The sequence below is a fragment of the Streptomyces sp. WMMC940 genome (assembly GCF_027460265.1).
GTDB lineage: Bacteria > Actinomycetota > Actinomycetes > Streptomycetales > Streptomycetaceae > Streptomyces.
The window spans coordinates 1,834,582-1,856,487 of the sequence record NZ_JAPZBC010000001.1 but is presented as its reverse complement, the minus strand read 5'-3'; the positions used below and the strand labels follow the sequence as shown (position 1 = coordinate 1,856,487).

Genomic DNA, 21,906 nt, shown 5'->3' with positions numbered 1-21,906 from the left:
CGTGCACCGCCCCACTGACAAGCGCCCGGACCTGCGAGAATGTCGACATGGCCGAGGGCGAGTGGGCGCGGTACTGGCAGCACGAGCGGCTGCCGGGAATCGATCTGCTCCGGGCCCGCTACGTACGGCACACCTTCCCCCGCCACAGCCACGAGGGATACGTCTTCGCGACCATCACGCGCGGTGTGGAGGAGGTCGGGCTCCCGGGCGGCGTGGTGCACGCAGGGCCCGGCACGGTCGTGATGATCAATCCGGAGGTTCCGCACACCGCCAGGGCCGGAGTGGCGGAGGGCTGGGTGTACTCGACGCTCTACCCGTCGTCCCGGGTGGTGGCGGAGATAGCGGCGGAGACGACGACGATCAGGGGCACCGCCGGCTTCGAGGAGTCCGACGTGGTCGACGAGCAGGCGGCCCGGCTGATCCGCGAGGTCCATCGCGCGGCCGAGGAAGGCAATGCGCTCGCCGCCGACAGCGTGCTGCGGATCATGGTGGCGCGGCTGCTGCGGAACCACGGGAGCAGCCTTCCGGCGCGCGAACCGCTCACGGCGGGCGCCCGCGACGCGGCACGCGCCCGGGCGGTGCTGGAGGAGCGGATGGACGACCCGCCCACGCTCCAGACCCTCGCCGCGGAGCTGGGCACCAGCCCCTTCGCCCTGCTGCGGGCCTTCCGCGACCGCTACGGAATGCCACCGCACACCTGGCTCACCGACGCCCGCGTCCGTCGGGCCCGCCGGCTGCTGGACATGGGCGCGCCCCCGGCGCAGGCGGCCGCCGCCGTCGGGTTCGCCGATCAGCCGCACCTCAACCGGCACTTCACCCGGATCGTCGGGGTGCCCCCAGGCGCCTACCAGCGGGGACGGGGCGTCGGCGGGCGGCGTTGAGGCCGGTCCCCCCGAGGGACGAGCGGCCGGGCATCGCGCCGCGCACGGGCTGCGTCGGCGGGCACGGGACGCGGTGCGCGGGCACGGAGGTCGCGCGGGGAACGAGGGGGCGGGCGCAAGAACGTACAAGACCTCGAACCGTCCGGTCCCGTACCGTCCCTGACGTGCCAGAACAGACAGCGTCAGCAGAAATACCCATAGACGGCGAACCGCTCGCCGCGGCCGGTGGGTCCGGACCGCGGACGACCGCGGACGTACCGCTGAAGGCCGACTTCGCCGTCGTACGGGACGCCCTCGGCGTGGGCGTCGCCGTCGGCCTGTCCGGCTTCGCGTTCGGTGTGACGGCCGCGGGCGCGGGACTCGACGTCCTGCAGATCTGCGTCCTCAGCCTGCTCGTGTTCACCGGCGCCTCGCAGTTCGCCCTGGTCGGCGCGCTCGCCGCGGGCGGCAACCCGTTCACCGCGGCAGCCGGCGCCTTCTTCCTCGGGACCCGCAACGCCTTCTACGGCCTGCGGCTCTCCCAGCTCCTCGCGGTGCGCCGCGCCGTGCGGCCGTTCGCCGCCCACTGGGTCATCGACGAGACCACCGCGGTGGCCCTGGCCCAGCCCACCCGCCGCGCCGCCCGCATCGGTTTCACCGTCACCGGACTCACCCTCTACGTGCTGTGGAACCTCACCACACTCCTCGGGGCGCTCGGCGCCGAGGCCATCGGGGACACGAACGCCTGGGGACTGGACGCGGCGGGGCCCGCGGTCTTCCTGGCCCTGCTGGCGCCGATGCTGCGTTCGACGACCGAGCGAGTGGTCGCCGCCATCGCCGTCGTCCTCGGCCTCGGGCTGCTGCCGGTGCTCCCCGCCGGAGTGCCGGTGCTCGTCGCGGCCGTCGCGGCGCCCGCCGTGCTCTGGTGGCAGGGCCGGACGACCGCCACCGGGCGGAAGGGAGCGGAGCGTTGAACGTCTGGATCGCGATCGGAGTGACCGCCGCCGCCTGCTACCTGGTCAAACTGGCCGGTCTGCTGGTGCCGGCCGGAGTCCTCGAGCGCCCGCTCGTCCAGCGGCTCGCCGCCCTGCTCCCGGTCGCCCTGCTGGCGGCGCTCACCGCCCAGCAGACCTTCAGCGCGGGCGACGCACTGGTGCTGGACGCCCGGGCCGCAGGACTGGCCGCGGCCGCGATCGCACTGGTCCTCCGGGCGCCGTTCCTCGTCGTGGTCGCCGCCTCCGTGGCGGTCACCGCGGGGGTTCGGGCCCTCGGAGGCTGAGCCGGACCCCTCGCGCCGGACCCCTCGCGCCGGACCCCTTGCGCCGGACCCCTGACGAGGCTCCGGCGCGGGGGCGCGTGCCTGCTCAGCGCAGCACGCGCCCGTGTGCCCGCAGCGTGCGCAGCGCCTCGACCGTCACGACCGGACGCCACTCCAGGGCGGTGCTCGGCGCCCACTGGCGCCACCGGACCGGCCAGCCGCCGTCCTCCTGCTGCTCACGGGCGAGGTGGTCCAGCGACCGGTCCATCTCCTCGTCCGTGAACCAGCGCCGCGCCAGCGAGCCGGGTACGCGGGCGTAGTCGTGGGGGTAGTGGTACTCGCCCGGCGCATAGCCCGCGGCGACCGGGTACTCGTCGGAACGGTCCGGGGCGAGCACCACGAGCCGCTGCTCACGCACCAGCCGTCCGAGCCGGTCCGCGGCCTCCTCGGCACGCGACCGGTCCGGGACACCGTCCAGGAACGCGACCGCCGCCTGGATCTCGTACGGGTGCGACTTCCGCAGCCCCTCCACCGCCGCCCAGCAGAAGTCGGTCGCGCGGAACAGCCACGCGTGCCACACCTGGTTGCGGTGCAGCAGGCCCACCACGGGCCCCGTGGCCAGCAGCTCACTGGGCGGATCCGACACGATCGGGATGAACGGCGCCGTCGGGTAGCCCCGCTGCGAGGGGTGGATCACGGGCAGGGCGCCCTCCCTCGTCGCCACGTTCGTCAGGTAGCGGCAGATCCGCTCCGCCCGCAGCCCGCCGCAGCGCCCGATGGAGTCCAGCACGCGCAAGGCGTGCGCCGTGTGCAGCGGCTGGCTCGCGGGGCCGCGGAGATCGGGTTCCAGGGCGTGGCCGTAGCCGCCGTCCTCATTGAGGTACGCGGTCAGCGCGGCCTCGACCGGCTCCGCCGCCGCACCCAGGAAGTGATACGCGAACCGCCGCTGTTCGAGCACGCGAGCCGTGAGCCAGACGAAGTGCTCGGCGCGTGCCAGAGGTGTTCCAGCCATGCTCCGACGGTAGGGGCGAACGGGCTCCGCACAAGGCCGACGGACGGGTCTCACCCTCAGGGGGCGGATACTGGTGCCATGCGGTTGACGATTTTCTGGGAGCGGATGGAAGAGCACTTCGGTGCGGCGTACGCCGACTCCTTCGCGCGCGACCACGTGATGACGGAACTCGGGGGCCGGACGGTGCACGAGGCGCTGGCCGCGGGCTGGGAGACCAAGGACGTCTGGCGCGGGGTCTGCGCCGCGGTCGGCATCCCGGCGGACAAGCGCTGAGCCCGGGATCCGGGCGGTCGTCCCGCCGGAGGGAGCCGGGCCGCCCGCGCCGGTGAGGCCGGCGCCGGGACGCGTCGCTCCGCCCGTCGGCAGGGCGTCGTCCACAGGGCCGTCCCGGTTGTCGCCGCGGTGGGCGAGACTTGCTCCGTGGCACCGAATGACGAGACCACCCAGGACCAGAACCGCCCGGCCACCCAGTACGCGGAGGCCGGGCGGCCCGATGACGACACCGGGGCCGGCCCGGCCGGGGCCGGGGACCGGGTGAGGGTCCCCTCGCCCGCCACCGCGCCCGACGGCGGCGCCGGGGCCGGCGGGACCGCCGTCACGGTCGTCCCGCCAGGGCGCATGCCCCGCTGGCTGCCCCGCGCCATGGTGCTGGCACTGGCGCTCTACGGCTGCTTCCAGCTCGGCAGCTGGGCCTTCCACCAGCTGATCGGTCTGCTGATCAACGTGCTGATCGCGTTCTTCCTGGCGCTCGCGATCGAACCGGCGGTGGGGCGGATGGCGGCCCGCGGAGTGCGGCGCGGCATCGCCACGTTCCTCGTCTTCATCGCGGTGCTGGCCGTGAGCGCGGGCTTCGTCGTGGCGCTCGGCTCGATGCTGGCCGGCCAGATCGTCGAGATGGTCGAGGACTTCCCGCAGTACCTGGACCAGGTGATCAACTGGATCAACAAGACCTTCCACAGCGAACTGTCGCGAGTCGCGATCCAGGACAGCCTGCTGCGTTCCGACTGGCTGCAGAAGTACGTGCAGAACAGCGCGACCGGCGTGCTCGACGTCTCGGCCACGGTGCTCGGCGGGCTGTTCAAGCTGCTGACGATCTTCCTCTTCTCCTTCTACTTCGCGGCGGACGGGCCGAGGCTGCGGCGCGCGCTGTGCTCGGTGCTGCCGCCGTCGAAGCAGACCGAGGTGCTGCGGGCCTGGGAGATCGCCGTCGACAAGACCGGCGGGTACCTGTACTCGCGCGGGCTGATGGCGCTGATCTCGGGTGTCGCCCACTACGTGCTCCTGGCGATGCTGGACGTGCCCTACGCCCCGGCGCTGGCCATGTGGGTGGGGCTGGTGTCGCAGTTCATCCCCACCATCGGCACCTATCTCGCGGGGGCCCTGCCGATGCTGATCGCCTTCACGATCAACCCCTGGTACGCGCTGTGGGTACTGGGTTTCGTGCTGGTCTACCAGCAGTTCGAGAACTACGTGCTGCAGCCGAAGCTCACCGCCAGGACGGTGGACATCCATCCGGCGGTGGCGTTCGGCTCGGTCATCGCCGGCACCGCGCTGCTGGGAGCCGTCGGCGCGCTGATCGCGATTCCGGCCGTCGCCACGCTGCAGGCGTTCCTCGGCGCGTACGTGAAGCGCTACACCGTGACCGAGGACCCGCGGGTCCACGGTCACCGGCGACACGGCGAGGCGGTCCTCGCCCGGGTCCAGCGGGCCCTGCGCAGCAAGAAGGACGGTACGGCGGCCGACGGGGAGGCGGGCGCCTGACGGTCCGTCCGGGACCCCGACCGTCCTTGGGCGGCCGCGGCGGCCCGGCCGCGGTCCTCCGGCGGCCCCGCGGGCGGCGTGCGGCACGGGGCGCGCGGCGCGGGCAGCGTGCTTGACACCAAAATCGAACATCCATTCTTATGGGGGTCCGGCCTTGGGATCCCGGGGTCTTCACCGGGTTATCCACAGGTTGGAGGGACGTCGGGGCGCATTGTCAGTGGCAGGGGTTAGCGTCTTTGGCGTGAAGCGATCGACTCAAGCAAACCGGGTGGAACCCATGGCAGGAACCGACCGCGAGAAGGCGCTCGACGCCGCGCTCGCGCAGATTGAACGACAGTTCGGCAAGGGCGCCGTGATGCGCATGGGCGAGCGGTCGAAGGAGCCCATCGAGGTCATCCCGACCGGCTCGACGGCGCTCGATGTCGCGCTGGGTGTCGGTGGCCTGCCGCGCGGCCGTGTGGTGGAGATCTACGGCCCGGAGTCCTCCGGCAAGACGACTCTGACCCTGCACGCCGTCGCCAACGCGCAGAAGGCGGGCGGCCAGGTCGCCTTCGTCGACGCCGAGCACGCCCTCGACCCCGAGTACGCGAAGAAGCTCGGCGTCGACATCGACAACCTGATCCTGTCCCAGCCGGACAACGGCGAGCAGGCGCTCGAGATCGTCGACATGCTGGTCCGCTCCGGCGCGCTCGACCTCATCGTCATCGACTCCGTCGCCGCGCTCGTGCCGCGCGCGGAGATCGAGGGAGAGATGGGCGACTCCCACGTGGGTCTCCAGGCGCGGCTGATGAGCCAGGCCCTGCGGAAGATCACGAGCGCGCTCAACCAGTCCAAGACCACGGCGATCTTCATCAACCAGCTCCGCGAGAAGATCGGCGTGATGTTCGGCTCGCCCGAGACCACGACCGGTGGCCGTGCGCTGAAGTTCTACGCCTCGGTGCGCATCGACATCCGCCGCATCGAGACCCTGAAGGACGGGACCGAGGCCGTCGGCAACCGCACCCGCTGCAAGGTCGTCAAGAACAAGGTCGCGCCGCCCTTCAAGCAGGCCGAGTTCGACATCCTCTACGGCCAGGGCATCAGCCGCGAGGGCGGACTGATCGACATGGGCGTGGAGCACGGCTTCGTCCGCAAGGCCGGCGCCTGGTACACGTACGAGGGCGACCAGCTCGGACAGGGCAAGGAGAACGCGCGGAACTTCCTGAAGGACAACCCCGATCTCGCCAACGAGATCGAGAAGAAGATCAAGGAGAAGTTGGGCGTCGGGGTGAGCAGCACCGAGACCCCGGCGGGCGAGCCCGGCGCGGACGCGGCGAGCGCCGCCGCCCCGGCCGACGCTCCCGCCAAGTCGGTGCCCGCCCCCGCCACCAAGGCGGCGAAGGCCACCAAGACGGCCACGGCGGCCAAGGGCTGACCGGCACCGTGCCCGACCCGAGCCCGCGGCGTACCGCGGATTGGCCGGGCGGCAGCTCCGCATCGTCGAGGGCCGATGAGGAGCTGCCGCCCCAGGACCCGGAAGAGAGGGCGCGGGCGATCTGTCTGCGCCTGCTCACCGGCACGCCCCGGACCCGGAAGCAACTCGCCGAGGCGCTCCGCAAGCGCGGGATCCCGGACGAGGCCGCCGGGGAGGTGCTGTCCCGCTTCGAGGACGTCGGGCTCATCGACGACGCGGCCTTCGCGGGCGCCTGGGTGGAGTCACGGCACCACGGCCGCGGACTGGCCCGTCGCGCCCTCGCCCGCGAGCTGCGCACCAAGGGCGTCGCCCCGGCGCTGATCGACGAAGCGGTCGGCCGGCTCGACTCCGACCAGGAGGAGGAGACGGCGCGCGAGCTGGTCGCCAGGAAACTCCGCTCCACCCGAGGCCTCGACCGGGACCGCCGCCTCCGCCGTCTCGCGGGCATGCTCGCCCGCAAGGGATACCCGGAGGGCATGGCCCTGAGGGTGGTCCGCCGGGCCCTGGAGGAGGAGGGCGAGGACACCGAGGGCCTGGACGGTCTGGAGGACGGTATGTCCTGACCGGCCGCAGACAAGGACGGTTCATGGACGGGTCGATGCGGGGCGCCGAACCGGCCGGCCACGGGTCGTGGCCGTGGCGGGCTTCACCCGGGCGGTGCCGGGCACAGCGCCCGTCCGAGTTCGGACTCGTCCACGACTTTTCACCTGCCTCGGTGACTTCCAGCCCGCCTGGTGGTTCTCTCCTCACCACCCGGGACCACCCGGGACCGCCCGGGTGTTCATGAGGGGCGAACGCCGTGCCCTCGGCGCCGGCCGGAGGCCGAGGCCCACCAGGACCACGGGAGCGGACCGGTGTTCACGGAGGGGAAGGGACGAGGGAAACCACGTCCCGGAACACCGGTCCGCTTCGGTGCCGACTGCGGGGCGCCATGTCAACCGGCCGCCCCACGGTCAGTTGACCGACGCACGCCCGCATCGTGTACGTCGCCGGCTCACCGGCAGCCGACTCCCGACACCCGTGCGTGCGTCGGTCAGACGCCGCACACCCGTACCGCCTCGCGACCGCTACTCCGCCGTCTCCGGCACCTGCACCGGCAGTCCTTGCGCACGCCACGCCTGGAAGCCCCCGACCATATCGGTCGCGCGGTGCAGCCCGAGCTGCCGGAGTGAGGCCGCCGCGAGCGATGAGGCGTACCCCTCGTTGCAGACGACCACGACCCGCAGGTCATGGCCGGTGGCCTCCGGCGCACGATGGCTGCCCAGCGGGTCCAGCCGCCACTCCAGTTCATTGCGTTCGACGACCAGCGCACCGGGGATCAGCCCGTCCCGGTCGCGCAGCGCCGCGTAGCGGATGTCGACCAGCAGCGCACCGTCCGCGGCCGCCTCGAACGCCTCGGGGGGTTCGACCCGGTCCAGGCCCTCCCGGACCCGCTCGAGCAACTCGTCGATTCCTGTCGGCCGTTCGCTCACTGCCAGTCCTCCGGACGTTCGACCTGCTCGAGGCGGAGTACCGCGCCGCTCCTGCCGAACCGCCGCAGCAGCGGCAGCGGCGGGTGGTACGCGTGGACCGAGATCGCGTGCTCGGTGGTGGACTCGTTGAGCACCTCGTGGACATGGTGCCTGCCGAACGCCCGCCCCTCGCCGGGGCCGAGGTGCCGTCCGCGGTCCACGTCCTCCGCCAGCTCCAGGGTCTTCCAGCCGCTCGCGGGGAGCCGGACCGCGAGGGAGTTCTCCGTCAGCTCGCCCGACGCGGTGGCGAAGGCGCCGACCGATTCCGCATGGTCGTGCCAGCCGGTGCCGGTGCCGGGAGGCCAGCCGATCAACCACGCCTCACTGCCGCCCGGCCCTTCCAGCCGCACCCAGGTGCGGCCCTCGGGGTCCAGGGGCAGCGAGGCGATCATGTCGGTGTCGGCGGCGGCACGCCGCACAAACGCGAGGAGTTCGGCCGCGGTGGGTGCGGCGGCCTTGGTGTGCACGGGAGCAGACCGGGTCACGGGAACCGTCCTGGGGACTCGCTGAGACGCCCACGGCCGACGTGCTCGCCCGCACGGGGACACCCGTGCGCGAACGCGGCCGCGAAAGCAGGGGGAGAGAGAGGGAAGGCGGGGTCAGCAAGACCGTCGACACACGCAGCCCGCATAGCGGAGCAGGTCCATGTGGACCCTCCGCCACAGGCGCACATCGGTGTCGGTCACGCCCCGGAGTACACCATGTGCGCCCGTGCCGGTCAACGGATGTCCGCAGTGCGGGCGGGTGCTCAGTCCGACCGTGCGGTCGCGTGCTCGGCGCGGGACTCCGAGGTCGCGGGCGCACCTCCACGCACCGCGTCGGCCGCGGCGTGCAGCTCGGCCGGACGCACGCCCCCGAAGGCGGCGGCGAGATGTCCGTCCGGCCTGACCAGCAGCACCGTGTGCGCCGATGCACCCGGATAGGACTCGGCGACGAGCAGCTCCGCCCGGGCGGGCAGCTCCGACACCGTCGAGGCGAGCCGGGGCATGACGCCGGCCGTCACCCAGTGGCGCCGGTCCCACACGCCCGTGCCGGGGGCGATCAGGACCACCAGCAGCCGGGCCCGGCCCAGCCGGTCCCGCAGCCGGGCGGCCGTCCCGTCGGGCGTCGTCACGGCCACGTCCGCCACCGGAGCACCGGCCGGTGTTCCGACTGCGGTGTGCGCGTCGGCGTGCTGGGGCATGAGGGGGGAGTGCGGGTAGGCGGGGGGCGCACCCAGCGCGCCGAGCCCCAGATGCCCGTCCGTCAGGAGCGTGTCGTGCCCCCGCGTGGCGCCCGGCAGATACGTCCGCAGGCCACCGGTGCCGCGCAGTATCGGCAGGGACTGGTCCGCGGCCCGCAGCCGTGCGGCAACCGCCGTGCGCCGTTCGGCCTGGTAGCTGTCGAGCAGGGTTTCGGAGGCGCCGTGGTGCCAGGCCTGGGCGAGCTTCCACGCCAGGTTGTCGGCGTCGCGCATGCCCTCGTCCACGCCCTGGGTGCCGACCGCGCCGAGGAGATGGGCCGCGTCCCCGGCGAGGAAGGCACGGTCCACACGCCAGCGTCGGGCCAGCCGGTGGTGCAGGGTGTGGACGCCGGTGTCGAGGAGGTCGTACTGCGGCGGTCCCTCGCACCAGCCGGCCAGCGTGTCCCGGACCCGTGACACCAGCGCGTCGGGCGTCACCAGTTCGCCGCGCGCGGGCAGCAGCCAGTCCAGCCGCCAGACGCCGTCGGGCAGCGGTCGCGCGGTCACCTCGTCCCCGACCGCGCGCCACGGCGGCAGCCGGTGCAGCACGCCTTCGTCGGGCCAGGGCAGCTCGGTGCGCAGGGCCGCGACGGCGTGGCGTTCCACGGCGGTCCGGCCCGGGAACCGGATCCCGAGGAGCTTTCTGACCGTCGACCTGGCCCCGTCGCAGCCGACCAGGAAACTCCCGCGCCACCAGGTCGACCCGGGTCCGCGCGGGTGCGCGGTGACACCGCTCCCGTCCTGTTCCAACGCGTCGAGACGGCTGTGCGTGGCGACCCGCACCAGGTCCGCCGCGTCCACGGCCGCCCGCAGTCCCCGCGTCAGGGCGTGCTGGGGGATGTGCACGGGAGCCGGCAGATCCTCCCCGTGGAACTCCACCCGGCGCAGTTCCTGCTTGCGCCGCAGCGAACGCCAGCCGGCCCAGCGGGCTCCCTCGTCACGGATCGTGGCGCAGCCCAGCCGCTGGGCGAGCGCCGCGGTGTCCGCGCGCAGGAGGACCGTACGCGCGGGGCGCGGCTCGTCCTTGCCCTCGCCCTCGTCGAGGACCACCGAAGGAACGCCCTGAGCGGCGAGGGCGAGGGCGAGGGCGAGCCCGACCGGACCCGCGCCGACGACGATCACCGGGTCCACGGCGCTGCTCCTGAGACCTGCCGGGACGGAGTGAACAGGGGGAATGGGCCGGCTGGCACCCGGTGTGCGATCACAGAACGTATGCAACCCACTGCCGGTGTCCCCGTCAAGCGACGAAGGGCGGCGGACGCCTTCGCGCCGCCGCCCTTCGATGGTTCCTGCCCCGTTGCGGGGTCAGCCCCCGCCTCCGGCGCCCGATTTGAAGTCGCCCTGTGTGGAGATACCGTCGGCGGGCCCCACCGTCTCCAGGCCGCCGCCGGGACCGGCGTGGACGACGGCGCCCGTGCTCTTCTTGCCGCGCCGCAGCTTGCGCTCCAGCCACCCCGCCGCGGTGGTGAGGGCGAAGTTCAGCGTGACGAAGATGACGGCGACGACGGTGAAGCAGGCGATGGTGTTGGCGCCGTAGTTGGCGCTCATCGGCCGGACGGAGGACAGCAGTTCGTTGAAGGAGAGCATCGCGCCACCCAGGGCGGTGTCCTTCACGATGACGACCATCTGGCTGACGATGGCCGGCAGCATGGCCGTCACCGACTGCGGCAGCAGCACGTGCCGCATCGTCTGCCCCTTGCGCATGCCGATCGCCTTGGCGGCGTCCGTCTGGCCTCGCGGCAGGGACTGGATGCCGGCCCGGACGATCTCCGCGAGGACCGAGGCGTTGTACAGCACCAGGCCGGTGACCACCGCGTACAGCGGGCGCACATCGCTGCTGATGTCGGTGAAGTCGGCGTAGGCCGCGTTGGCGAACAGCATCAGGATCAGCACGGGGATGGCGCGGAAGAACTCCACGACCGTGCCGGCGACGGCGCGGACCGAACGGTGGTCGGAGAGCCGGGCGATGCCGAAGACCGCACCGAGCGGCAGTGCGATGACCAGCGCGAGGGTCGCGGCGATCAGGGTGTTCTGCAGTCCGGGCCAGAGGTAGGTGGCGTACGGCTGGGAGCTGGTGAAGAACGGCTCCCACTTGATCCAGTCGAGCTGGCCCTTGGAGCTCAGGCCGTCGTAGACCCACCAGACGGCCAGCGCGAGCAGGGCCAGGAACAGGACGGTGTAGCCGACGTTGCGCCGCTTGGCACGCGTGCCCGGGGTGTCGTAGAGGACGGAACTCATCGCTTCACCGCCACCTTCCTGCTCACCCAGCCGAGTACCAGTCCGGTCGGCAGCGTGAGGCAGATGAAGCCGAACGCGAAGACCGCGACGATCGGGATCAGGGCGGCGTACGTCTCGATCCACTCCTTCATCAGCAGCGATGCCTCCGCGACACCGATCACCGCGGCGACGGTGGTGTTCTTGGTCAGTGCGATCAGCACGTTGGCCAGCGGGTTGACGACCGACCGGAAGGCCTGCGGAAGGACGATGAGCGTCAGCACCTGGGTGAAGCTCAGGCCCAGGGCGCGCGCCGCCTCCGCCTGGCCTACGGGCACGGTGTTGATGCCGGACCGCAGCGCCTCGCACACGAAGGCCGCGGTGTAGGCGATCAGGCCGAGCACCGCCAGCCGGAAGTTGATCACCTCGAAGTTGCCGCCGGCCAGGGTGACGCCCAGCGTCTGGAAGAGCCCCAGTGAGGTGAAGAGGATGACGACGGTGAGCGGGATGTTACGCACGACGTTCACGTACGCGGTGCCGACGGCCCGCATCAGCGGTACCGGGCTGACCCGCATGCCGGCCAGCAGCGTTCCCCATATCAGGGAGCCTATGGCCGAGTAGACGGTGAGTTTCACCGTCACCCAGAAGGCGCCCAGCAGGGCGTCCATATCAAGAAAGTCGAACACGATCTCCCGCGCTTCCGCGTCTGCGAGTGGGAAGGACTCGGCGCGCCGCCGCCGTCAGCGGCGGCGCGCCCGGTCGGTCAGGCGTTACTTGACGATGTTGCCGATCTTCGGGGCGGGCTCGTTCTGGTAGCCGGCCGGGCCGAAGTGGGCCGCCACGGCCTTGTCCCAGGACTTGTCCTGGACCATCTTCTCCAGTGCCTTGTTGATCTTGTCCTTGAGCTCGGTGTCGCCCTTCTTCAGGCCGATGCCGTAGTTCTCGTTGCTCATCTTGAAGCCGGCGAGCTTGAACTTGCCCTTGAAGGCGTCCTGCGCGGCGTAGCCGGCGAGGATGGAGTCGTCGGTGGTCAGCGCGTCGATGACCTTGTTCTCCAGGCCGGTGAGGCACTCGGAGTAGCCGCCGTACTCCTGCAGCTGCGCCTTCGGGGCCAGCTTGTCCTTGACGTTCTGCGCCGAGGTCGAGCCGGTGACCGAGCAGAGCTTCTTGTTGTTCAGGTCCGCCGGGGACTTGATGGAGTCGTCGTCGGCGCGGACCAGGATGTCCTGGTGGGCCAGCAGGTACGGGCCGGCGAAGTCCACCTTGGCCAGGCGCTTGTCGTTGATCGAGTAGGAGGCGACGATGAACTTGACGTCGCCGCGCTCGATCGCGGTCTCGCGGTCGGCGCTCTTGGTCTCCTTGAAGACGATGTCGCCCTCTTCGTAACCGAGCTCCTTGGCCACGTACTTGGCCACGTCGACGTCGAAGCCCACGAACTTGCCGTCGGGGGTCTTCAGGCCGATGCCCGGCTGGTCGACCTTGATACCGATCGTGATCTTGTCGCCGCCGCCCGCGGAACCGCCGCCGGCCGCGTCGTCCTTCTTGCCGGAGCCACAGGCGGTGACGGTGAGAGCGAGCGCGACTGCGGCGGCCGCGGCGGCGGAGGCCTTACGGAGCTTCATGTGAACTTCCCTTGGTTGGACGTGATGTGTGCGATCAGCAGAACCTGCCCGGGCCAACGATGCCCAGGAACGGCCCGGTTCAGTGGTGCAGGATCTTCGAGAGGAAGTCCTTGGCCCGGTCGCTGCGCGGGTTGCTGAAGAACTCCTCCGGCGTGGCCTCTTCGACGATCTTGCCGTCGGCCATGAAGACGACGCGGTTGGCGGCGCTGCGCGCGAAGCCCATCTCGTGCGTGACGACGACCATCGTCATGCCGTCCCGCGCCAGCTGCTGCATGACCTCGAGGACCTCGTTGATCATCTCGGGGTCCAGCGCCGACGTGGGCTCGTCGAACAGCATGACCTTGGGGTTCATCGCGAGCGCCCGGGCGATCGCGACGCGCTGCTGCTGGCCGCCGGAGAGCTGCGCCGGGTACTTGTCGGCCTGCGAGCCGACGCCCACCCGGTCGAGCAGGCCGCGCGCCTTCTCCTCGGCTGCCTTCTTGTCCGTCCTGCGGACCTTCAGCTGGCCCAGCATGACGTTCTCCAGCACCGTCTTGTGCGCGAAGAGGTTGAACGACTGGAAGACCATGCCGACATCGGCGCGCAGCCGGGCCAGTTCCCGGCCCTCGTCGGGCAGCGGCTTTCCGTCGATCGTGATCGAGCCGGAGTCGATCGTCTCCAGCCGGTTGATCGTGCGGCACAACGTGGACTTTCCGGACCCGGAGGGCCCGATGACCACCACGACCTCGCCGCGCGCGATCGTCAGGTCGATGTCCTGGAGTACATGCAGCGCGCCGAAGTGCTTGTTGACGTTGCTCAGTACGACCAGGTCCGTCGTGGCCGGCACGGCGTCCTCGGCGCCCTTGGTCACTGATACTCCGCTCATCGGCTTCTTGCTCCGTCCTCCTCGGTTGGGAGGACCTTAATGACGCACTCCGAGCACCGTCATTACATCTGAGCGGAAATTGAGCATAACGATCCGGCTGCAACCGGACACACAGGGTGAACGGGATGGCGGCCGCAGTACCGGGTGGGTAACGAAAGACCCCAGGTCGCCGGTGACCCTCTTGACTCATGGTGCGCCTATCGGTCTTTATGCCCTGGTAACAACGCCAGAGCCACGTCCGGGAGGGGGGCCACATGAGACTTCTGCTTGTCGAGGACGACAACCACGTCGCCGCGGCCCTGTCCGCGGTGCTCGCACGCCACGGCTTCCAGGTCACCCACGCCCGCAACGGCGAGGAGGCGCTGCAGGCCGTGCTCCCGGCGGCCGCCGAGGGCAGGGCTCCCTTCGGGGTCGTCCTGCTCGATCTGGGGCTGCCGGACCAGGACGGTTACCAGGTGTGCGGGAAGATACGGAAGCTCACCACCACACCGGTGATCATGGTCACCGCGCGGGGCGACGTGCGCTCGCGCATCCACGGGCTGAACCTCGGGGCCGACGACTACGTCGTGAAGCCGTATGACACGGGCGAGTTGCTGGCCCGCATCCATGCCGTCAGCCGGCGCACCGCGCCCGGCGAGGAGGCCCCGCGGGCCTCCGACAGCGCGCTCAGGCTCGGCGCGGTCATCATCGAACTGTCCACGCGCCGCGTCAGCGTCGACGGGGCGGACGTCCAGCTGACCCGCAAGGAGTTCGACCTGCTGGCGCTGCTCGCTCAGCGGCCCGGTGTCGTCTTCCGCCGCGAGCAGATCATCAGCGAGGTGTGGCGCACCAGCTGGGAGGGGACCGGTCGGACGCTCGAGGTGCACGTGGCGTCGCTGCGTTCCAAGCTCCGCATGCCCGCCCTCATCGAGACCGTGCGCGGCGTCGGCTACCGCCTGGTCGACCCCGTCGCGTAAAGGCCCGCCCTCCCCTTGCGTACCCGCCTTCTCCCGCTCCTCATCGTCCTCATGGCGGGCGTCCTGCTCGCCCTGGGCTTCCCGCTCGCGGTGAGCCTGGCGGCGGCCGAGCAGCAGCAGGTGGTGGTCGACCGGCTGGACGACACGGCACGGTTCGCCGCCCAGGCCCAGTTCGTCACGGAGGGGGTGCCGGGCCGGGACGAGCGCCACACCACCCTCGAAGAGGAACTGACCCGCTACAACGACGTGTACGGGATCCACGCGGGCGTCTTCCACCGCAGCGGTGCCGCGATGGCCCGGGCCCCCTGGCACTGGGAGGTCCCGGAGACGGGGGTGGGCCGCCAGGCGTTCGCCGAGGCCCTGCTCGGCCGCCGCAGCCACGATCCGCCGCAGGTCTGGCCCTGGCAGCAGGACGGCCGGATCGTGGTCGCCTCGCCGGTGGTGCGCGACGGCGACGTCGTCGCGGTCGTCGTCACCGACTCGCCCACGGGGCAACTGCGCTCTCGCATCCTGCGCGGATGGCTGATCATCGTGGCCGGCGAGTCCGCGGCGATGCTCGTCGCCGTGGGCGCGGCGTTCCGGCTCACCGGCTGGGTGCTGCGGCCGGTGCGCATCCTCGACGCCGCCACCCACGGCATCGCGACCGGCCGGATGAACTCCCGGGTCGCCGTGGCCGGAGGCCCACCGGAACTCCAACGTCTGGCGCGGTCGTTCAACGAGATGGCCGACAACGTCGAGCTGGTGCTGGAGCAGCAGCGCGCCTTCGTCGCCGACGCCTCGCACCAACTCCGCAACCCCCTCGCCGCCCTGCTGCTGAGGATCGAGCTCCTCGCCCTCGAACTGCCGGAGGGCAACGAGGAGATCGCCTCCGTGCGCACGGAGGGCAAGCGGCTCGCGCGGGTCCTGGACGATCTGCTCGACCTGGCCCTGGCCGAGCACGCCTCCGCCGACATCCGGCTCACCGACATCGGTGAGCTGGCGGCCGAGCGGGTCGCCGCCTGGCGTCCGCTCGCGGAGGAGAAGGGCGTCCGGCTCAACGGCCGCGGTCCGGCCGTCACCGCCTGGGCCGACCCGATCGCGCTCTCCAGCGCCCTGGACGCCGTGATCGACAACGCGCTGAAGTTCACGCCAGAGGGGGAGGAGGTCACGGTCACGGCCTCGGCCGACGGCACGACCTCCACGGTCGTGGTCGCCGACGGCGGCCCCGGGCTCACGGAGGAGGAACTCGCCCGGATCGGGGACCGCTTCTGGCGCAGCGGCCGCCACCAGAATGTGAAGGGCTCCGGCCTCGGACTCTCCATAACCCGCGCGCTGCTCTCCGCGGGCGGCGGCTCGATCGCGTACGCGCACAACGAACCGCGCGGACTGCGGGTGACGGTCGCACTGCCGCGCCACCCGCCGACGGCCTGAGGCGGGGGCCGGGGCGGTCCGTACGGGGCCGGCTGCCGGAGGGGGAGGGCTTCCCGGCCGGGACCGGTGCGCGGGAACGAGGGACGGGGCGGTCCGTACGGGGCCGGCCTGCCGCCGGTGGACCGGCCCGCGTCCGGCCCGGCCGGTCCCCGCCACCCCCGACCTCAGGAGGCGGGGGCCGATCGCCCGCTCGCCCCGAGAGCCGGGGCCGGCCGGTGGCACCGCGGAGCGTCACCCCCGCGACGGCGCCCGACCCCGGCGTCCGGGGTCCGTGTCCCCGGCGCTCGTCCTACGGCTTCACCGAGCTGTAGTAGCGGCGGGCGCCTTCGTGGAGCGGCAGCGGGTCCGTGTAGATCGCCGTCCGCAGGTCCACGAGCTGCGCCGGGTGGACCACACGGCCGATGCGGTCCCGGCTCCTGATCACGGTCCGGGTGAACCGCTCGGTCAGCTCCGGGTCCGCCCGGTCCGTCGTGACGAGCAGATTGGCCACGGCGACGGTCTGCACCGGGGACCTGGCGCCCATACGCGGATAGGCCTCGGCCGGGATCACCGCCGAGTGGTAGTGGCGCGTCGCGTCGCCCGTCGCGTGGACGCGGCCGATGAGCCTGTCGCCGACCGGGACCAGCCGTACGGGAAAACGTTCCGAGAGCTTCTGGATCGTGCCGGTCGGCAGCCCTCCCGACCAGAAGAAGGCGTCCAGTTCGCCCCGTTCCAGCCGTCCCGGCAAGGTGTCGAGGCCGGCGGACACCGGTTCGACGTCCTGGCGGGCGTCCAGGCCCGCGGCCGTGAGCACCCGGTCCGCTATGAGACGGACACCGGAGCGGTCCTGGCCGACGCCGACCCGTTTGCCGCGCAGATCGGCCGGGGTCTCCACGGGCGAGCCCTGGGGCACGACGAGCTGTACGTAGTCGTCGTACAGTCGTGCGCAGCCGCGCAGCCGGTCGGCGCCGGGCCTGCCGTCGCGCTTGTACTTCGCCACCGCGTCGGCGGTCGCGATCGTGAAGTCGGCCTCACCGCTCGCCACCCGGGCGAGGTTCTGCTGGGAGCCCTCGCTCTTGCGGAGTTCTATCGAGACCTTCGGCAGGTCGTGGGCCAGGGCGTGCTTGAGGAGGTTTCCGTACCGCTGGTACACGCCGCTCTGCACGCCCGTGCTGAACGTGAGCCGGCCGCTCGGGCTGCTGTCGTCCATCGGCAGCAGCCACCACAGCAGCAGCCCGCACACGACGGCCAGCGCGGCGGAGCCCTGCAGGGCGCGGCGCCGGCTGATTCGGGACAGAGCGGGGAGCATGGCGCGATCCTGCCAGTTCACGCACGGTGCTGACCAGGCCCTCCCCTCCCCGTGCATGATCGGCTCTCCGTGTCCCGCCCACGGTCCTCCCCTCTCCCGCCCTCTCCCGCCCGGGGAACAAGGGGGCGGAGGGCGGCCGTCACCCCGTACCCTGGTGTGCGAGATGAGCGCGAAGACTTACGAGGTGCGCACCTACGGGTGCCAGATGAACGTCCACGACTCCGAGCGGCTGTCCGGCCTGTTGGAGGACGCGGGCTATGTCCGGGCGCCCGAGGGCACGGGTGAGGGCGAGGCGGATGTCGTCGTCTTCAACACCTGCGCGGTCCGGGAGAACGCCGACAACAGGCTGTACGGCAATCTCGGGCGGCTCGCCCCGATGAAGGCCCGGCGGCCGGGGATGCAGATCGCCGTCGGCGGCTGCCTCGCCCAGAAGGACCGCGACACCATCGTCACGAAGGCGCCGTGGGTCGATGTCGTCTTCGGCACGCACAACATCGGCAAGCTGCCCGTGCTGCTGGAGCGCGCCCGCGTCCGGGAAGAGGCGCAGGTCGAGATCGCCGAGTCGCTGGAGGCCTTCCCCTCCACGCTGCCGACGCGCCGTGAGAGCGCGTACGCGGCCTGGGTGTCCATCTCCGTCGGGTGCAACAACACCTGCACGTTCTGCATCGTGCCGGCGTTGCGCGGCAAGGAGAAGGACCGCCGTCCCGGCGACATCCTCGCCGAGGTCGAGGCGCTGGTCGGCGAGGGCGTTTCGGAGATCACGCTGCTCGGCCAGAACGTCAACGCGTACGGCTCCGACATCGGCGACCGGGAGGCGTTCTCCAAGCTCCTCCGCGCCTGCGGGAGGATCGAGGGCCTGGAGCGGGTGCGCTTCACCTCCCCGCACCCGCGCGACTTCACCGACGACGTGATCGCCGCGATGGCCGAGACGCCGAACGTGATGCCGCAGCTGCACATGCCGCTCCAGTCCGGCTCCGACACGGTGCTCAAGGCGATGCGCCGCTCGTACCGGCAGAAGCGCTATCTCGGCATCATCGAGAAGGTCCGCGCCGCGATCCCGCACGCCGCCATCTCCACCGACATCATCGTGGGCTTCCCCGGCGAGACCGAGGAGGACTTCGAGCAGACGCTGCACGTCGTGCGCGAGGCCCGCTTCGCCCAGGCCTTCACCTTCCAGTACTCGAAACGGCCCGGCACCCCGGCCGCCGAGATGGACGGTCAGATCCCGAAGGAGGTCGTCCAGGCGCGCTACGAGCGGCTGGTGGCCCTCCAGGAGGAGATCTCCTGGGAGGAGAACAAGAAGCAGGTCGGCCGGGTCCTGGAGGTCATGGTCGCCGAGGGCGAGGGCCGCAAGGACGGTGCCACGCACCGGCTCTCGGGCCGTGCGCCGGACAACCGACTGGTCCACTTCACCAAGCCCGTGGACGAGGTCCGTCCGGGCGACGTGGTGACCGTCGAGATCACGTACGCGGCACCGCACCACCTTCTGGCCGAGGGCGAGACGATCTCCGTGCGCCGTACTCGTGCCGGTGAGGCCTGGGAGAAGCGCAACGCCGCCCCTCAGCAGCCCGCCGGCGTGATGCTCGGCCTGCCGACGGTCGGCGTCCCCGCTCCGCTGCCCGCTCCGACGGGCGGCTGTTCGGCGGTCGGCTGACCCGGCGGGTACGTGGCGGGCCATTGCCGCCGGGTGCCGGTGCGTCCGGCGAGGTCCGGGAACCAATGCCCCGGGCCGACCCGTCGTGGGCAGTCGCCGGTCGTCCGGGGCCGCCCGGAGCCCGCGCACTAGGCTGCGATCATGCTTGTCGCCGCAGCTGTCTGCCCCAGCCCTCCGCTCCTCGTGCCCGACGTGGCCGCCGGCGCCGCCTCCGAACTCGACGCGGCCCGGACCGCGTGTGCCGACGTGCTGGGTGTGCTGGCCGCCTCCCGTCCCGAGGTGCTGTTCGTGGTGGGCCCCGCGGGACCCGGCGAGCGGCCCGGTGCCCACGCCCAGGGGACGCCCGGTTCCTTCGAGGGCTTCGGCGTGGCCTCGCACGTGCGACTGGGCACCGGCGAGGGGCCTGCGCCGGAGGGACGGCTTCCCGTGGCGCTGGCCGTCGGGGCCTGGCTGCTGGAACGTGCGAGCTGGTCCATCGCCCCGGTGGAGGGTCTCGCCGTGGACGTCGGTCTGACCACCGCGCGCTGTGTGGAGACGGGCCGGGAGCTGGCCGCGCGGGCCCGGCGGGTCGCATTGCTCGTCATGGGCGACGGCAGTGCCCGCCGCACCCTCAAGGCACCGGGATACCTGGACGAACGCGCGGCGCCGTTCGACGCGGAGGCCGCCCGGGCGCTCGGGGCCGCGGACACCGCGGTGCTCGCCGGGCTCGACGAGTCCCTCGCACGGGAGCTCCAGGTGGCCGGGCGCGCACCGTGGCAGGTCCTCGCGGGAGCCGCCGAGGACGCCGGACTGACCGGGCAGCTCCTCTACGAGGACGCCCCGTACGGCGTCGGGTACTTCGTCGCCGCCTGGTCCTGACACCGCGCCCCCACCCCGTCGGGGACGACCGCACCGGTTCACGGCGCGGGCGGCGGCCGTCTGCGGGCGTGCCCCGAGGCGCCGGAGCGATCGAGCACCACGCTGCCGCGACCGGCTCGGCCTTCCCCCGGACACGGCGGACCGCCGCGGAGCCGGAACTCCGCGGCAGTGGCGCCGTCGCACCCTCAGGAAGCCGGCGGCGGGGTGCCTTCGCCGCCCTTCTGCGTGCCGTCGTCCTTGTGGGCGAGGCGGTCCAGGGCCTCCTTGGCCTTGCCGGTACCCGACTCGATCTTGTCGCTGTACTTGCCCTTGGTCCGATGGTCGACCGTCCGTGCGGCCTTGTCCAAACCGTGCTCGATCTTGTGCCCGTGGTGGTGGGCGAGGTCGGAGACCTTCTCCCGGGCGGGGGCGAGCTTGGCCTTCAGCGTGTCCATGATGCCCATGGGTCACCTTCGCTCATCCGGATCTACTTACGGGCGCCTTCCCCGGCTCCGTTGTCCGCGGCCTCGTCGACGGACTGCTGCTTCGGGATCTCGACGTGCTCCGCCCCGGAGGATCCGTCCGACGGTCCGGGACCGCCGGCCGCGCCGGAGGCCGCCGGAGCCTCCTCGGCGCCGGTTGCGGCCTCGTCGTCGTCCGCACCGTTCAGGGAGTCCACGGAGCCGGTGGCCTCGTCCGCGGACGCCTCCACTGGCTCCTTCACCTGCACGGCGTCCTTGGCAGGTTCCCCGGCGGCGCCTTCCTCGGGACCGGCCGTCACACGGCCGGCCGTGCCTTCCTCGGTCGACGCCTCCCCAGCAACTTTGACCTTCCGGCGAAACCTTGCAAAAACGCCCATATCTACTCCATAGCCTACTCGTGTGGGCGAAATTCCGCGCCGTCCGGAGCGTCCCATCGCTCCGCCCCGGCGGCGCCGGTTCAGTGACCGGCGGCCGGAACCTCGCAACAGGCAACGACCCCGTGCAGGTGCCGTCACGTAGCTCGTTCGGGGACAGCCGGGGTCGTTTGCGAGACTGGGCCGGTGAGAAGCGCAGCCCCCGCACCGCGGGTCATCGCCGTCGTCGGTCCCACCGCGGCCGGCAAGTCCGATCTGGGCGTCCATCTGGCCCGGCAGCTCGGCGGCGAGGTCGTCAACGCCGACTCGATGCAGCTCTACCGCGGGATGGACATCGGGACCGCCAAACTGACGGAGGAGGAGCGCGGCGGAATTCCGCACCACCTCCTCGACATCTGGGACGTCACGGAGGCGGCGAGCGTCGCCGAGTACCAGAAGCTGGCCCGTGCGGAGATCGACCGGCTGCTCGCCGAGGGTCGTACGCCCGTCCTCGTCGGGGGATCGGGGCTGTACGTGCGCGGTGCGATCGACGCGCTGGAGTTCCCCGGTACCGACCCCGAGGTCCGCGCCCGCCTCGAGGCCGAACTGGAGGAGCGCGGCTCCGGAGTGCTGCACGCGCGGCTGGCCGAAGCCGACCCGGAGGCCGCCCGCGCGATCCTGCCCGGCAACGGCCGGCGAATCGTCCGGGCCCTGGAGGTGATCGAGATCACCGGCAGGCCCTTCACCGCCAACCTGCCCGGCCACGACGCCGTGTACGACACCGTGCAGATCGGTGTCGACGTCGCCCGCCCCGAACTCGACGAACGCATCGCGCTGCGGGTGGACCGCATGTGGGAGGCGGGTCTCGTCGACGAGGTGCGGGCCCTGGAGGCCCAGGGGCTGCGGGCCGGGCGCACCGCCTCGCGCGCGCTCGGCTACCAGCAGGTCCTCTCGGCGCTCGCGGGGGAGTGCACCGAGGAGGCGGCGCGCGCCGAGACCGTGCGCGCCACCAAGCGTTTCGCGCGTCGTCAGGACTCCTGGTTCCGCCGGGATCCGCGCGTGCACTGGCTGAGCGGTGCCGCCGCGGACCGCCGGGAACTTCCGGGACGCGCTCTCGCGTTGGTCGAACGACCGGTTACAGCCTGATC

General features: G+C 71.9%; 24 protein-coding genes and 1 pseudogene. 12 read left to right on the top strand and 13 right to left on the bottom strand.

Annotated elements, in window-relative coordinates; translation table 11 throughout:
• Positions 1–47 precede the first annotated feature (47 nt).
• The 3 genes from O7595_RS08115 to O7595_RS08105 all read left to right on the top strand — a co-directional run bounded on the left by O7595_RS08115 (position 48) and on the right by O7595_RS08105 (position 2,139).
• Positions 48–881 carry an AraC family transcriptional regulator gene (locus O7595_RS08115; protein ID WP_269728055.1) on the top strand — a complete coding sequence of 278 codons (834 nt, stop codon included), beginning with the start codon at positions 48–50 and terminating at the stop codon, positions 879–881.
• Between the two features lie 164 nt (positions 882–1,045).
• On the top strand, positions 1,046–1,834 hold the full coding sequence (locus O7595_RS08110; protein WP_443071583.1) for an AzlC family ABC transporter permease: 789 nt from the start codon (positions 1,046–1,048) through the stop codon (positions 1,832–1,834).
• On the top strand, positions 1,831–2,139 hold the full coding sequence (locus O7595_RS08105; protein WP_269728054.1) for an AzlD domain-containing protein: 309 nt from the start codon (positions 1,831–1,833) through the stop codon (positions 2,137–2,139). Before O7595_RS08110 ends, O7595_RS08105 begins: the two co-directional genes overlap by 4 nt.
• A gap of 85 nt (positions 2,140–2,224) precedes the next feature.
• On the opposite strand, the gene O7595_RS08100 is transcribed toward O7595_RS08105, so the two are convergent.
• On the bottom strand, positions 2,225–3,130 hold the full coding sequence (locus O7595_RS08100) for a hypothetical protein (protein ID WP_269728053.1): 906 nt from the start codon (positions 3,128–3,130) through the stop codon (positions 2,225–2,227).
• Between the two features lie 78 nt (positions 3,131–3,208).
• Here O7595_RS08100 and O7595_RS08095 point away from each other — a divergent pair, with 78 nt between their 5' ends.
• From O7595_RS08095 to recX, 4 genes and pseudogenes are all read left to right on the top strand, one after another.
• Positions 3,209–3,403 carry a DUF3046 domain-containing protein gene (locus O7595_RS08095; RefSeq protein WP_269728052.1) on the top strand — a complete coding sequence of 65 codons (195 nt, stop codon included), beginning with the start codon at positions 3,209–3,211 and terminating at the stop codon, positions 3,401–3,403.
• 345 nt (positions 3,404–3,748) lie between these two features.
• The gene (locus tag O7595_RS08090) at positions 3,749–4,891 is read left to right on the top strand and encodes an AI-2E family transporter (protein WP_332328351.1); all 1,143 of its coding nucleotides are present in this window, start codon (positions 3,749–3,751) and stop codon (positions 4,889–4,891) included.
• A gap of 277 nt (positions 4,892–5,168) precedes the next feature.
• Positions 5,169–6,305, top strand: a complete 1,137-nt coding sequence (gene recA / locus O7595_RS08085; RefSeq protein ID WP_269728050.1) for a recombinase RecA — start codon at positions 5,169–5,171, stop codon at positions 6,303–6,305.
• Positions 6,209–6,907: pseudogene (recX, locus tag O7595_RS08080) on the top strand (recombination regulator RecX); the annotation flags it as partial. The gene recA and the pseudogene recX, both read left to right, overlap by 97 nt.
• A 504-nt stretch (positions 6,908–7,411) precedes the next feature.
• On the opposite strand, the gene O7595_RS08075 reads toward recX, so the two are convergent.
• The 8 genes from O7595_RS08075 to O7595_RS08045 form a co-directional block, all read right to left on the bottom strand.
• A complete protein-coding gene (locus O7595_RS08075) occupies positions 7,412–7,822 on the bottom strand; it encodes a rhodanese-like domain-containing protein (RefSeq protein WP_269732416.1) in 411 nt (136 codons plus the stop codon).
• The gene (locus O7595_RS08070; protein ID WP_269728049.1) at positions 7,813–8,340 is read right to left on the bottom strand and encodes a cysteine dioxygenase; all 528 of its coding nucleotides are present in this window, start codon (positions 8,338–8,340) and stop codon (positions 7,813–7,815) included. The genes O7595_RS08075 and O7595_RS08070 overlap by 10 nt, the downstream gene beginning before the upstream one ends.
• Before the next feature lie 114 nt (positions 8,341–8,454).
• Entirely contained in the window at positions 8,455–8,526 is a 72-nt protein-coding gene (locus tag O7595_RS33645) for a putative leader peptide (RefSeq protein WP_332328350.1), read from the bottom strand.
• Between the two features lie 77 nt (positions 8,527–8,603).
• The gene (locus O7595_RS08065) at positions 8,604–10,208 is read right to left on the bottom strand and encodes an FAD-dependent monooxygenase (RefSeq protein ID WP_269728048.1); all 1,605 of its coding nucleotides are present in this window, start codon (positions 10,206–10,208) and stop codon (positions 8,604–8,606) included.
• Between the two features lie 174 nt (positions 10,209–10,382).
• Positions 10,383–11,315, bottom strand: coding sequence for an amino acid ABC transporter permease (locus tag O7595_RS08060; protein ID WP_269728047.1), 933 nt, complete (start codon positions 11,313–11,315; stop codon positions 10,383–10,385).
• A complete protein-coding gene (locus O7595_RS08055) occupies positions 11,312–11,977 on the bottom strand; it encodes an amino acid ABC transporter permease (protein ID WP_269728046.1) in 666 nt (221 codons plus the stop codon). Before O7595_RS08055 ends, O7595_RS08060 begins: the two co-directional genes overlap by 4 nt.
• Before the next feature lie 84 nt (positions 11,978–12,061).
• Positions 12,062–12,913 carry a glutamate ABC transporter substrate-binding protein gene (locus O7595_RS08050; RefSeq protein ID WP_269728045.1) on the bottom strand — a complete coding sequence of 284 codons (852 nt, stop codon included), beginning with the start codon at positions 12,911–12,913 and terminating at the stop codon, positions 12,062–12,064.
• 79 nt (positions 12,914–12,992) lie between these two features.
• On the bottom strand, positions 12,993–13,778 hold the full coding sequence (locus tag O7595_RS08045; RefSeq protein ID WP_138052733.1) for an amino acid ABC transporter ATP-binding protein: 786 nt from the start codon (positions 13,776–13,778) through the stop codon (positions 12,993–12,995).
• A gap of 254 nt (positions 13,779–14,032) precedes the next feature.
• Between O7595_RS08045 and O7595_RS08040 the strand changes: the two genes are divergently transcribed.
• Positions 14,033–14,734: a response regulator transcription factor gene (locus tag O7595_RS08040; RefSeq protein ID WP_269728044.1), complete on the top strand. Its 702-nt coding sequence runs from the start codon at positions 14,033–14,035 to the stop codon at positions 14,732–14,734.
• A gap of 15 nt (positions 14,735–14,749) precedes the next feature.
• Positions 14,750–16,144, top strand: a complete 1,395-nt coding sequence (locus O7595_RS08035; protein WP_269728043.1) for a sensor histidine kinase — start codon at positions 14,750–14,752, stop codon at positions 16,142–16,144.
• 289 nt (positions 16,145–16,433) lie between these two features.
• On the opposite strand, the gene O7595_RS08030 is transcribed toward O7595_RS08035, so the two are convergent.
• A complete protein-coding gene (locus tag O7595_RS08030) occupies positions 16,434–17,432 on the bottom strand; it encodes a TAXI family TRAP transporter solute-binding subunit (RefSeq protein WP_269728042.1) in 999 nt (332 codons plus the stop codon).
• A gap of 163 nt (positions 17,433–17,595) precedes the next feature.
• Between O7595_RS08030 and miaB the strand changes: the two genes are divergently transcribed.
• Complete coding sequence (gene miaB / locus O7595_RS08025) at positions 17,596–19,086, top strand: tRNA (N6-isopentenyl adenosine(37)-C2)-methylthiotransferase MiaB (protein WP_269728041.1); 1,491 nt, start codon at positions 17,596–17,598, stop codon at positions 19,084–19,086.
• A 141-nt stretch (positions 19,087–19,227) separates the two neighbouring features.
• Positions 19,228–19,944, top strand: a complete 717-nt coding sequence (locus O7595_RS08020; RefSeq protein ID WP_269728040.1) for a class III extradiol dioxygenase subunit B-like domain-containing protein — start codon at positions 19,228–19,230, stop codon at positions 19,942–19,944.
• A 185-nt stretch (positions 19,945–20,129) separates the two neighbouring features.
• On the opposite strand, the gene O7595_RS08015 is transcribed toward O7595_RS08020, so the two are convergent.
• The 3 genes from O7595_RS08015 to O7595_RS33825 form a co-directional block, all read right to left on the bottom strand.
• The gene (locus O7595_RS08015) at positions 20,130–20,387 is read right to left on the bottom strand and encodes an antitoxin (protein ID WP_269728039.1); all 258 of its coding nucleotides are present in this window, start codon (positions 20,385–20,387) and stop codon (positions 20,130–20,132) included.
• Positions 20,388–20,410: 23 nt separating this feature from the next.
• Entirely contained in the window at positions 20,411–20,647 is a 237-nt protein-coding gene (locus tag O7595_RS08010) for a hypothetical protein (RefSeq protein WP_269728038.1), read from the bottom strand.
• Positions 20,648–20,916: 269 nt separating this feature from the next.
• On the bottom strand, positions 20,917–20,997 hold the full coding sequence (locus tag O7595_RS33825) for a hypothetical protein (RefSeq protein ID WP_443071828.1): 81 nt from the start codon (positions 20,995–20,997) through the stop codon (positions 20,917–20,919).
• On the opposite strand from O7595_RS33825, the gene miaA reads away from it, so the two are divergent.
• Positions 20,966–21,904 (top strand): tRNA (adenosine(37)-N6)-dimethylallyltransferase MiaA, encoded by a 939-nt coding sequence (miaA, locus tag O7595_RS08005; protein ID WP_269728037.1) that lies wholly within the window; start codon positions 20,966–20,968, stop codon positions 21,902–21,904. The two genes, O7595_RS33825 and miaA, sit on opposite strands and share 32 nt — an antisense overlap.
• Positions 21,905–21,906 lie beyond the last annotated feature (2 nt).